Origin of the sequence: Allobosea sp. AAP35, assembly GCF_001295925.1 — a bacterium.
In the GTDB taxonomy this organism is placed as follows: Bacteria; Pseudomonadota; Alphaproteobacteria; order Rhizobiales; family Beijerinckiaceae; genus Allobosea.
Genome location: NZ_LJHQ01000025.1, coordinates 1 through 11,992 on the forward strand (window position 1 = coordinate 1; position 11,992 = coordinate 11,992).

The following is an 11,992-nucleotide window of genomic DNA, read 5'->3' on the forward strand; positions in this document are numbered from 1 at the left end:
CCCCCGCCACTCGCCATCGCCGGCTGGCGCGAACCGCCGCCGCCGCTGGCCGGGCCCGAACGCCCGAAGGACGAGCCCGAGGACCGGTCCTCGACCATGCCGCCACCCTCGCCATATTCGTCCGAACCGCCCTGGCCGCGGCTGTCGAGCAGCGTGAGTTCGCCGCGATAGCGCTGCAGCACGATCTCGGTCGTGTATTTCTCGACGCCGGACTGATCCTGCCATTTGCGGGTCTGGAGCTGGCCCTCGATGTAAACCTTCGAGCCCTTCTTGAGATACTGCTCGGCGACCTTGGCGAGGTTCTCGTTGAAGATCACCACCGAGTGCCATTCGGTCTTCTCCTTGCGCTCGCCCGACTGCTTGTCGCGCCAGTTCTCGGAGGTCGCGATGCGCAGCGACACCACCGGCTCGCCGGAATTCAGGCGCCGGACTTCCGGATCCTTGCCGAGATTGCCGACCAGAATGACCTTGTTGACGCTACCAGCCATGAGAGGCTCCATTTCCTGCGCACATCGCACCGGCGTTTTCACCGGAGCGCGACCCTAACGGCCGACCGCTCCACTATCAATGATGTTCTTGTTTTGTTCAAGAGCGAATCGCGCGGTTGTCCCCCGATTTGTGCGCAAGGTCACGCCGCCGGCTCGACGACCCGCCGATAGAGATGCCAGGTTGCATGGCCGAGCACGGGCATGACCACGATCAGCCCCAGGAACACCGGCAGCATCGCGACCGCCGAGAGCGCCACGATCGCCGCCGCGAAGCCCAGCATCGGCACGGGATTGGTCGCCACGGCGCGCACGCTGGTGATCATCGCGGTGATGAAATCGACCTCCCGATCGAGCAGCAGCGGAAACGACACCACCGTCAGCGAAAACAGCGCCGCCGCCAGCACCGCGCCGACGAGATTGCCGACCGCCAGGAACATCAGCCCCTCCGGCGTCGTCGCGATCACGCTGAGAAAGCCGTTGAAGCTGGAGAAGGACTGGAAGCCGAGAAACAGCGCCAGCAGCAGCCGCACCTGATAAAGCCACATCATCATCACAAACAGCGTCACGAAAGCCATCCAGCCCAGTTCGCGCTGGCTCTGGGCGAAGACGACGCCGAGCACCTTGCCCCAGGCCAGCGGCAGGCCCGCCTCGCGCCGCCGCGACACCTCATAGAGCCCGACCGCGACGAAGGGGCCGATCAGCACGAAGCCCGCCGCCAGCGGATAGGCGAGATAGGGCACACCGAACCGCGTCAGCGACAGCAGAATCGCCAGGCCGGCGAGCGTGTAGATGCCGCCGAAGAACAGCCCGAAGAGCGGCGCCGCCTGGAAATCGCGCAGGCCCGCAATGAGCGCCTCGACCACATCACGCACGCCGATGCGGCGCACCACCGGATCGGGGCGCGGTCTCTCGGTGGCGTCTGTTTCGGGATAGGGCTCGGACATCACGGCTTCCCCCTCTTTTCCGGCGGACGATCCGGGCCGGCTTTGGCGGGAAGCCTAACGCCTGCGGGCCTGCCCGCATTGGGCCAGATCAATGACCGGGATGGGACTCGTCCACGAAGGCGCCCGGCCCCGCGATACGGCATGGCCCGGCGGCGTGCATGGCTCTTGCTTGCAGGACCGATCTGTCGCTAAGCCGACCCAAGGTCGCCGGGAACAGCGCGGCCCACAGAGGATGATGTCGAGATGAGCGTCGCAAACGGCCGGCGGATTTTGGCGATGCCGGGTCCGACCAATATTCCCGACCGCGTGCTGCAGGCGATGATGCGCCCGGCCGAGGAGCTGAGCTCGAAGACCATCGTCGATCTCACCGACTCGCTGCTGGCCGATCTCAAACAGGTCTTCCGCACCACGGGCGAAACCTTCATCTACGCCGCCAACGGCCATGGCGGCTGGGAGGCGGCGCTGACCAATGTGCTGTCGCGCGGCGACAAGGTGCTGGTGCTGGCGAGCGGGCGCTTCGCCATCGGCTGGGGCGAGATGGCAGCCTTCATGGGCGCCGATGTCGAAATCCTGGCCGGAAGCTGGCGCGCGGCGGTCGATCCCGCCGCCGTCGAGGCGCGCCTGCGCGCCGATACCGGCCATGCCATCAAGGCCGTGCTGATGGTGCAGATCGACACGGCGTCGGGCGTCGTCAACGACGTTCCCGCGATCCGCCACGCGCTCGATGCCGCCGGCCACCCGGCCCTGTTCATGGTCGACGGTGTCGCCTCCGTCGGCTGCATGCCGTTCGAGATGGATGAATGGGGCATCGACGTCGCCATGTCGGCCTCGCAGAAGGGCTTGATGACCTCGCCGGGGCTGGCCTTCGTCGCCGCCAACGCCAAGGCGCTCGCGGCCCACAAGCGCGCCGACATGAAGACACTGTACTGGGACTGGTCGTCCCGGATGAACACGCTCGCCTATATGAAGCATTGCGGCACGGCGCCCGAGCATCTGCTCTTCGGCCTGCGCGCGGCCATCGACATGATCCTGACCGAAGGCCTGGAGGCGGTCTGGAAGCGTCACAGCCTGCTGGCGGGCGCGACCCATGCCGCCGTCACGCGCTGGGCGGAAGGTCAGGCGCTGACCTTCAACATCACCGAGCCCCTCCAGCGCGCCCCCTCCGTGACGCCGATCCTGGTCCAGGGCGTCGATGCCACCCTGATCACCGATTTCGCCCGCGACATCTGCGGCGTGCAGCTGGGGCTCGGCATCGGCGATCTCACCGGAAAAGCCTTCCGCATCGCCCATATGGGCCATGTCAACGCCCCCACCGTGCTGGGCACGCTCGGCGCCGTCGAGATGGCGCTGCAGGCCAAGAGCGTGCCTCATGGCTCGGGCGGGGTCGATGCGGCGGTGGCGTATCTCGCCGGCGCGGTGCAATAGCCCACCCCGCCCCGGCCCGTGCCTCTAGAGCGCGTGGGCGGGCTCGCTCGAGGTGTCGAACAGATCGGGGAAGCGCTCGGCGAGCCGGGGCAGCGCGCTCAGGATTTCCCGCAGATGCGTCCGCATCGCCGCCTCGGCCCGCTCGGGATCGCGGGCCTTGATCGCGGCCAGGATCGCCTCGTGCTGGGCGATCAGCAGCGCCAGCGGCGACGCGTCCGGCAGGCTGAGATAGCGCACCCGGTCGGTCTGGGCGCGCGCGCTCTCGACCACGCGCAGCGCCGGGTCGCACTCGACGCAATCGGCGATGGCGCGGTGGAAGGTCTCGTCGAGCACATAAAACCGGCTCGAATCGCCGGCCGCTGCCGCCTGTTTCTGTTGCGCGACGAGCTGATCGATCCGCGCCACGCCCGCGGCATCAATCAGCTCGGCGGCGCTGCGCACCAGCGCGCATTCGATCGCCTCGCGCACGAAACGGGCGTTGAGCACCTCGCGCACCGAGATCTTGACGACATAGGTGCCGCGGCTCGGCAGGACCTGGAGCAGGCCGGCTTCCGCCAGCTTGATGAAAGCCTCGCGCACCGGCTGACGACTGACGCCATAGCGCAGCGCGACCTCTTTTTCCGAAAGGGCCTCGCCGGGCTTCAGGCGCATCTCGATGATCGCCTGCCGCAGGATCTGGATGATCTGCGGGACGATCGGGTCCGCCAGTTTCAGCGCAACGGGGCTGTGCATACGGCTTGCCTTCTCCCAAGGTAGGGGTATCATACCGGTATGGTGCCATACATCAATGCGTCCCGAGACGCGTCGAGCACCGCAAGGGAGGGTACCAGATGTTTACCGTGAACAGGCGCACGCTGTGCGCGCTCGCATTGGGGGCTGCCGCCCTCGCACTGCCCGCCGCCGCCCAGGCGCAGGCCCAGCTCAACGTCAACACCGCCTTGACCCGTGACGATCCGCTCTACAAGGGTCTGGAGCGGATGCGCGACCGTGTCTCCGAGCGCTCCAAGAACCAGCTCACCATCCGCATTTTCCCGGGTTCGCAGCTCGGCAAGGACGAGGACGTGCTGGAGCAGGCGCGGGCCGGTGCCAATGTCGCCGTCGTGGTCGATGGCGGCCGTCTCGCCGTGTTCGTCAAGGAGTTCGGCGTTTTGAGCGCGCCCTACCTCGCCGATGGCTTCCAGGGCGTCCGCAAGGTCGTGACCTCACCGCTGTTCGAGACCTGGGTCGCCAAGCTGAGGACGACCTCGGGCCATCAGGTCCTGTCGTTCAACTGGTGGCAGGGTGACCGACACCTGATCACCAACAAGCCGGTCAAGGTCCCCGCCGATCTCGGCGGTGTGCGGATGCGCACGCCCGGCGCGCCGGTCTGGATGGAGACGATCCGGGCCATGGGCGCGACGCCGACGCCGATGGGCTGGGGCGAGGTCTATCCCGCCATGCAGCAGAAGGTGATCGACGCCGTCGAGGCGCAGCACCCTGCCACCGTCGGCTCGAAGCTCTTCGAGGTCGCCAAGCACGTTACCAAGACGAGCCATTTCAACCTGATCACCGGCATCGTCACCAGCGCCGCCTGGTTCGACAAGCTGACGCCCGAGCTGCAGACCATCCTGCGCGAGGAATCGCTGGCCGCCGGCGACTACGCCTCCAAGCTCACCGAGGACTCGCTCGCCGGCTTCGAGGAGACGATGAAGAAGAACGGCATGACCATCACCGAGGTCGACAAGAAGCCCTTCATCGAAGCGACGCAGGGCGTCTACGAGAAGCTCGGCTACAGCGATCTGCGCACTGAGGTTCTGAAGCTCCTGAAGTAACGGCGCCGGCTTTTCGCCGATCATCATCCGACGGCGCGCCTCCGCGCGCCGTCGTCCTTCCGCGCGCATAGATGGGGCCACGCCGCCATGTCGCACTTCCTGATCTCGGCCGAATTCCTGGTAGCCAAGGTGCTGCTGGCGGCGATCGTGGTTCTCGTCTTCCTCGCCGCGCTCGGCCGCAGTTTCGGCTACCCGCTGATCTGGTCGATCGATATGGCGCAGCTGCTGTTCATCTGGGTCTGCTTCCTCGGCGCCAACCGGGCGATGCGGCTCAAGGCGCATATCGGCGTCGATCTGTTTGTGCGGAAGCTGCCGCGGACCTCGCGCTGGGTCATCGAGATCGCGCTTGCTCTGCTCGCTCTCGCTTTCCTGATCGCTCTCGCCGTCTCCGGTTACAGCCTGACCGTGCTGAACTGGCAGCGTGTCTATGGCGACAGCGGCATCTCCTATGCCTGGGTCACGGCGGCCGTTCCCGTCGGTGCCGCTCTCTTGGCGGTGACGATCACGATGAATCTCGTCCATGCGCTGCGCACGCGCTCGCTGGTTTTTTCCACCGATCGGAGCCCAGGCAGCTCCGACAGCCAGCTCGGGTAAGGCGCCGCCTATGTTGATGCTCTGGGGTCTCTTCTTCATCCTGATGTTCCTCGGCATGCCGGTGGCGCTGGCGATCGGCATGTCAGGCTTCTCTTTCTTCGTGCTCACGGGCTCGATCCCGCTCGGCATCGGCGTTCAGCAGATCGCCACCGCCTCGCAGAGCTTCCCGCTGCTGGCCGTACCCTTCTTCGTGCTGGCCGGGCACATGATGAACAAGACCGGCATCACGCACCGGCTGATCGCCTGTTCGAACGTGCTGGTCTCGTGGATGGCGGGCGGGCTCGCCCAGGTCTGCATCCTGTTGTCGACATTGATGGGCGGCGTGTCGGGCTCGGCCGTCGCGGACGCCGCCATGGAAGCGCGCATTCTCGGCCCAGACATGATCCGCAAGGGCTATTCGAAGGGCTTCACCTGCGCGGTGATCGCCGTCGGCTCGCTGATCACGGCGACGATCCCGCCGAGCCTGGGCCTCATCCTCTACGGTTTCGTCGGCAATGTCTCCATCGGCCGGCTCTTCCTGGCCGGCGTCATTCCGGGCTTGCTGATGATGGCCGCCCTGATGACGGTGGTCTGGCTGGTCGCGCGCAAGCGCGGCTACCACTCGGCCTCGCAGCAGCTGCCGACCGGCAAGGCCGTCTGGCGCGCCGTTGTGGACGCCAAATGGGCCTTGCTGTTTCCGCTGGCGCTGCTGTTCGGCATCCGGGCCGGCATCTTCACCCCCTCCGAAATCGGTGCCTTCGCCGTCGTCTATGCGGTGGTGGTCGGCGTCTTCCTGCACAAGGAACTGACCTTCGACAGCTTCATGGAAGCGCTGGGCGAGGGCGTGCTCGATGTCGGCGTGATCATGCTGATCATCCTGCTCTCGGGCATGGTCGGCTATGCGCTAATCTTCGAGCAGGCGCCACAGGAGGTCGCCGAATGGATGCTGGGTCTGTCTCAGAACCCACTGGCGATAGTGCTTTTGGTCCTGTTCTTCCTGCTGGTCGCCGGATTTTTTGTCGAAAGCACGGTGCTCGTCCTGCTGCTGACGCCGATCTTCGTGCCGATCATCACCAAGCTCGGCGTCGATCCGGTGCATTTCGGCATTCTGATGATGTCGATCGTGACCCTGGGCTCGATGACGCCGCCGGTGGGCGTGGCGATGTATACGGTCTGCTCGATCCTGGACTGCTCGATCGAGGAGTATTTCATGGAATCGCTGCCCTTCATCGCGGCGATCCTGGCCGTCATCGGTTTCCTCGCCCTGTTCCCGGGCGTCGTGCTCTTCCTCCCCAACCTCCTGATGTGATCCCGGAATTCACGTCGAGCGCTTGATCGGCCGGCCGCCAATCCGCAACAGGTCGCGGCCGGTCGCAACCCGGCAGCGTCGCCCTTGCGAGCATGGCGGCGCCCTGAGGAAGCTCGGCACAGCGCGCCGCTCCAGAGAAGCTTGCCCGCTCCGGGGCCTTGCCCCGCTCCTGCCATCCCCTGTCAGCAGCGGCCGCCGCGACGACGCGCCGCTGGCGTTGTGCGTGATAGACAATGCCGCCGCCTGCCGACCGGGCTGGTGTGGCGCGGCTTTTGCCCTATCTCTACGCTTCATCCCTGACCGGAAGCCCCCATGGCTCGCAAACCCACCACCGGCGGCACATCCGCGTCCGGCAAGAAGTCCCCCGCCTCGCCCGTCGGCAACAAGACTTCGCTCGCCGACCAGGCGGCCTCGCTCGAGGCGATGTTCGATGAGGCCCGCAAGACCGATTCGCGGATGATCACCGTGCGCGGCGCGCGCGAGCACAACCTCAAGAACGTCGATCTCGCGATCCCGCGCGACAAGCTCGTGGTCTTCACCGGCCTGTCGGGCTCGGGCAAATCCTCGCTCGCGTTCGACACGATCTATGCCGAGGGCCAGCGCCGCTATGTCGAGAGCCTCTCGGCCTATGCCCGCCAGTTCCTGGAGATGATGAGCAAGCCCGATGTCGACCAGATCGACGGGCTCTCGCCGGCAATCTCGATCGAGCAGAAGACGACCTCGAAGAACCCGCGCTCGACGGTCGGCACCGTCACCGAGATCCACGACTATATGCGCCTGCTCTGGGCGCGCGCCGGCATCCCCTATTCGCCCGCCACCGGCCTGCCGATCGAGAGCCAGACCGTGCAGCAGATGGTCGACCGGCTGGTCGAGCTGCCCGAGAAGACCCGCGGCTACCTGCTCGCCCCTGTGGTGCGCGGCCGCAAGGGCGAGTTCCGCAAGGAGATGGCCGACTGGCTCAAGCGCGGCTTCCAGCGCGTCAAGATCAATGGCGAATTCGTCGAGATCCCCGATGCGCCGGCGCTCGACAAGAAGTTCAAGCACGACATCGACGTCGTCGTCGATCGCCTTGTGATCAGGCCCGATCTCGGCGCCAGGCTTGCCGACTCGCTGGAGCAGGCGCTGGAGCTGACCGACGGCATCGCCGTCTTCGAATATGCCGACGAGAAGGAGGAGAATGGCGAGGCCCGCCGCATCGTCTTCTCCTCGAAATTCGCCTGCCCGGTCTCCGGCTTCACGATTCCCGAGATCGAGCCGCGCCTGTTTTCCTTCAACAACCCCTTCGGCGCGTGCCCGGCCTGCGATGGGCTCGGCCATGAGATGCGCATCGACCCGGACATGATCGTCCCGGATTCGTCGCTCAGCCTGAAGAAGGGCGCCATCGCGCCCTGGGCCAAGTCGACCTCGCCCTATTACGGCCAGACGCTGGAGGCGCTCTCCCGCCATCTCGGCTTATCAATGACCAAGCCCTGGGCGGAACTCCCCGACAGCGCCAAGATCTCGATCCTCTACGGCACCGGCGCCGAGCCGGTCCGCATGGCCTATAATGACGGCCTGCGTGCCTATGAGGTGAGGAAGCCCTTCGAGGGCGTCATCACCAATATGGAGCGGCGCTGGAAGGAGACGGAGTCGGACTGGGCCCGCGAGGAGATCGGCCGCTTCATGTCGGAGACGCCGTGCAAGGCCTGCAACGGCTTCCGCCTCAAGCCGGAGGCGCTCGCGGTCAAGCTCGACATGCACCATATCGGCGAGATCTCGCGGCTTTCGGTCAAGGACGCGCTCGACTGGGTCTCCCGCCTGCCCTCGCGCCTCTCGCAGAAGCAGAACGAGATCGCGCCGCGCATCCTCAAGGAGATCCGCGACCGGCTGACCTTCCTGCTCGATGTTGGGCTCGAATATCTGACGCTCGCCCGCGCCTCGGGCACGCTGTCGGGCGGCGAGAGCCAGCGCATCCGGCTCGCCAGCCAGATCGGCTCCGGCCTCACCGGCGTGCTCTATGTGCTCGACGAGCCCTCGATCGGCCTGCACCAGCGCGACAATGAGCGGCTGCTCGGCACGCTGCGGCGGCTGCGCGACCTCGGCAACACCGTCATCGTCGTCGAGCATGACGAGGACGCGATCCTCACCGCCGATTACGTCGTCGATGTCGGCCCCGGCGCCGGCATCCATGGCGGCCGCATCGTCGCCCAGGGCACGCCGCAGCAGATCCTCGACAATCCCGACTCGCTCACCGGCAAATACCTCACCGGCGAGATGTCGGTGGCCGTGCCCGTGCGCCGCCGCAAGGCGCAGAAAGGTCGCTCGCTCAGGATCGTCGGCGCGCGCGGCAACAACCTCAAGGATGTCAGCGTCGAGATCCCGCTCGGGCTGTTCACCTGCATCACCGGCGTCTCGGGCGGCGGCAAGTCGACGCTGGTCATCGACACGCTCTACAAGGCCGTGGCGCGCAAGCTCAACGGCGCGATCGACCACCCCGCCCCGCATGACCGCATCGAGGGCATCGAGCATCTCGACAAGGTCATCGACATCGACCAGTCGCCGATCGGCCGCACCCCGCGCTCCAACCCCGCGACCTATACCGGCGCCTTCACGCCGATCCGGGACTGGTTCTCCGGCCTGCCCGAGGCCAAGGCGCGCGGCTACCAGCCCGGCCGCTTCTCGTTCAACGTCAAGGGCGGCCGCTGCGAGGCCTGCCAGGGCGACGGCGTCATCAAGATCGAGATGCACTTCCTGCCGGATGTCTACGTCACCTGCGATGTCTGCAAGGGCAAGCGCTATGACCGCGAGACGCTGGAGGTGAAGTACCGCGACCACTCCATCGCCGATGTGCTCGACATGTCGGTCGAGGAGGCCAAGGATCTGTTCAAGGCCGTGCCCTCGATCCGCGACAAGATGGAGACGCTCGCCCGCGTCGGGCTCGACTATGTCAAGGTCGGCCAGCAGGCGACGACCCTCTCAGGCGGCGAGGCCCAGCGCGTCAAGCTCTCGAAGGAGCTCTCCAAGCGCGCGACCGGCCGCACCCTCTACATCCTCGACGAGCCGACGACGGGCTTACATTTCCACGACGTCGCCAAGCTGATGGAGGTGCTGCACGAGCTGGTCGAGCAGGGCAATTCCGTCGTCGTCATCGAGCACAACCTCGAAGTGGTGAAGACGGCCGACTGGGTGATCGACATGGGCCCCGAGGGCGGCGACGGCGGCGGTGTGGTGGTGGCCGAGGGCACGCCCGAGGCCATCGTCAAGTCCGGCAAGGGCCACACCGCGCGCTTCCTCAAGGAGGTGCTGGCGCGCCGGCCGATTGCGAAGGGCAAGGCGGTGGCGAGGGAGGCGGCGGAGTAAAAAAGCCAGCTCGCTTAAATTGTACAATTTCGTTGTCAAAACCGAATAAAAGGTCTTCGCAGAACGAAGTTTACCTAAATCTACATGTCAAAGTATTTTTTAGCCATGTCTAAACCAAGCTGATTGTAGTGACTTGACGTGTAATTTGTAAATTCGAATGAATTAACGTGTTCCAAGGCAGACTTATAGTTATCGTGATCACGCAAATTTCCGACTGAGCTTATTCTCCGCAGACAATGAAGCATTCCGTTTACGATTGTGGTTGTAAGCAACCTATCAGAATGCTTACGCGACGCCGTCCAGCGCGATCGCCCCGTTTGCACCTTTACAGCGCCGATGAATTTATTTATCTCGACGGTACAATATTCGACATACATCGAAATAATATTTTCATCGACCGATGAATCTGACACCCCTTTTACGAGATCATCTTTAGACGCATCCGACCAGTGCTTGTAGAGAGATTCATCCGAACCTGGCCTAATCAGCGGGACGAGTCCATACAGCACCACCGACGCCGTTCTAATGGTGTCGCCTTCACTAAAAGCAGCTTGGAATTTATCGCGGAATGGACCACGACTATTGAGCTTCCATAGCACTCGACGAGCCATAGAACTGACCTCAAATGGCCGAAGTATCACGCCAATATCTTGTATAAGCTCCGGCGGAGGTTTCGTCTGGTTAGAATTTATTTGTAAGAATAACCCCGCAGAAAAACGATCTCTAGTTTTAGCAGAAGCGCCATCTGGAAGAATTACGCCTGTCACGAGAAGGTTTTGCTGCCCACGCAATATAGATATTTTTTCTTCATCAGCACCACCTTCGTAGTATGAAAACACTCGGTGCTGACCATCAATAATAGATATTGAATTAAACTGCTCTGTTAAATGTATTTTCGCTGGAGTGACCTTCACGAGATCTTTTGGATTAACATGCAATCCTTGTTCGCTGAGAATCTCTGTCGAATCTGGAAGTATTGCAATAATATTATTAAGAAAAACCCCTTTCTTGGCGAGCAGGTGTCGCCTAATTAAATCGATTTTTTTCTTGATGAGAAACCGCTGATAAGCGTCGGAATCATCCCTCCAACTATCTCGTCTCAGTACATATGCGCGCCTAATGAGCTCTCCAGCGCTAATATAAAAAGAGACAACCTTATAATCTGGAGGTAGATGAGATTGCGATTCCGGAAGAACAGTTCCACGCAACGTAGCAACAACGTCCCCACCAGAGCTTAGAACGTTATCACCAAACTGAGACGGATATACGCCCAAAAAGTCCAGCAGTTCGTACCTGACAGATAATTTAACAGCCTTCGAAGTTTGACTAAAATATTTCAATTGAGGGTAATCTAAAAAATGAACCCCCTTAACATGATCTTTGGTTGACTGTTTGATGTTTTTACGCGAACAATAAACTATGCGGACTTGAATATCATGATCATGATATTTCTTATGAAGACCGCTATCGATCGAATTGAATTTTGATTTGAGATCCGAAACTAGAGACGCCCTATCTCCATTCATATAATTGTAAATTATAGATTTATTTACAAGATGCGCTGAAACGTGATCTTCATCATGCGACGTATGCTCAAGCAAAACCAAGACGTTATCAATTAAAAAAACTTCATCTAAATCGGTCTCTCTACCATTAAATACAAAATTCGAGCTCGATAAATCATTGATGTGTTTAAATCCCGCGGAGACAAATGTCTCCCTAATCATCCTAATATGCTGAGCCTTGCGTAATTTCGCCTTTCTCTCAGCTTCCTTCTTTTCCTTCTGCTCGGGAGTAAGTGGAATTTTCGATTTGCGGCTCACTTGAGGCTTAGCGGCGGGCATCGGAGACCTCGCCGCGCGACATGTCCCACTCCAACGGCACTTGAGCGACGCGCTCCGAGAGTTTCGGGCGGCGCACAGGCTGTCCGCTCGGCCGCATAGGCAATCGGCCTTGGCTGAGATCCGCCAAGCGCCGCTCCGCTATAGCAAGAAAGGCCAAATCGCGGTCGATGCCGAACGCTTCCCGCCCGTGCTTCAGCGCCGCAATCGCGCTAGTGGATTGAATCCAACGCCTGATGCCCTCTGGCTGCTGCCGCGATGA

General features: G+C 62.6%; 9 protein-coding genes and 1 pseudogene. 5 read left to right on the top strand and 5 right to left on the bottom strand.

Annotated features, from left to right (window positions below; genetic code table 11):
* Positions 1–488, bottom strand: a 488-nt coding sequence (gene ssb, locus IP69_RS10610; RefSeq protein ID WP_054142802.1) for a single-stranded DNA-binding protein, incomplete at its 3' end; no start/stop codon positions are given.
* A gap of 140 nt (positions 489–628) precedes the next feature.
* Positions 629–1,432: a DUF2189 domain-containing protein gene (locus IP69_RS10615; protein WP_054142803.1), complete on the bottom strand. Its 804-nt coding sequence runs from the start codon at positions 1,430–1,432 to the stop codon at positions 629–631.
* A gap of 243 nt (positions 1,433–1,675) precedes the next feature.
* Here IP69_RS10615 and IP69_RS10620 point away from each other — a divergent pair, with 243 nt between their 5' ends.
* The gene (locus IP69_RS10620) at positions 1,676–2,857 is read left to right on the top strand and encodes an aminotransferase class V-fold PLP-dependent enzyme (RefSeq protein WP_054142804.1); all 1,182 of its coding nucleotides are present in this window, start codon (positions 1,676–1,678) and stop codon (positions 2,855–2,857) included.
* Positions 2,858–2,881: 24 nt separating this feature from the next.
* Here the strand turns inward: IP69_RS10620 and IP69_RS10625 are convergent, their stop codons facing one another.
* Entirely contained in the window at positions 2,882–3,589 is a 708-nt protein-coding gene (locus tag IP69_RS10625) for a GntR family transcriptional regulator (RefSeq protein WP_054142805.1), read from the bottom strand.
* 98 nt (positions 3,590–3,687) lie between these two features.
* Between IP69_RS10625 and IP69_RS10630 the strand changes: the two genes are divergently transcribed.
* The 4 genes from IP69_RS10630 (at position 3,688) to uvrA (ending at position 9,889) form a co-directional block, all read left to right on the top strand.
* On the top strand, positions 3,688–4,668 hold the full coding sequence (locus IP69_RS10630) for a C4-dicarboxylate TRAP transporter substrate-binding protein (protein ID WP_054142806.1): 981 nt from the start codon (positions 3,688–3,690) through the stop codon (positions 4,666–4,668).
* 87 nt (positions 4,669–4,755) lie between these two features.
* Entirely contained in the window at positions 4,756–5,262 is a 507-nt protein-coding gene (locus tag IP69_RS10635) for a TRAP transporter small permease (protein ID WP_054142807.1), read from the top strand.
* Between the two features lie 10 nt (positions 5,263–5,272).
* A complete protein-coding gene (locus IP69_RS10640) occupies positions 5,273–6,550 on the top strand; it encodes a TRAP transporter large permease (protein WP_054142808.1) in 1,278 nt (425 codons plus the stop codon).
* Between the two features lie 423 nt (positions 6,551–6,973).
* The gene (uvrA, locus tag IP69_RS10645) at positions 6,974–9,889 is read left to right on the top strand and encodes an excinuclease ABC subunit UvrA (protein ID WP_054142809.1); all 2,916 of its coding nucleotides are present in this window, start codon (positions 6,974–6,976) and stop codon (positions 9,887–9,889) included.
* 80 nt (positions 9,890–9,969) lie between these two features.
* Here uvrA and IP69_RS21825 read toward each other — a convergent pair whose 3' ends face one another.
* Together IP69_RS21825 and IP69_RS22200 are read right to left on the bottom strand one after the other, a co-directional pair.
* Entirely contained in the window at positions 9,970–11,733 is a 1,764-nt protein-coding gene (locus tag IP69_RS21825) for a DGQHR domain-containing protein (RefSeq protein WP_156323393.1), read from the bottom strand.
* Positions 11,720–11,992, bottom strand: a pseudogene (locus tag IP69_RS22200) (hypothetical protein); the annotation flags it as partial. The gene IP69_RS21825 and the pseudogene IP69_RS22200, both read right to left, overlap by 14 nt.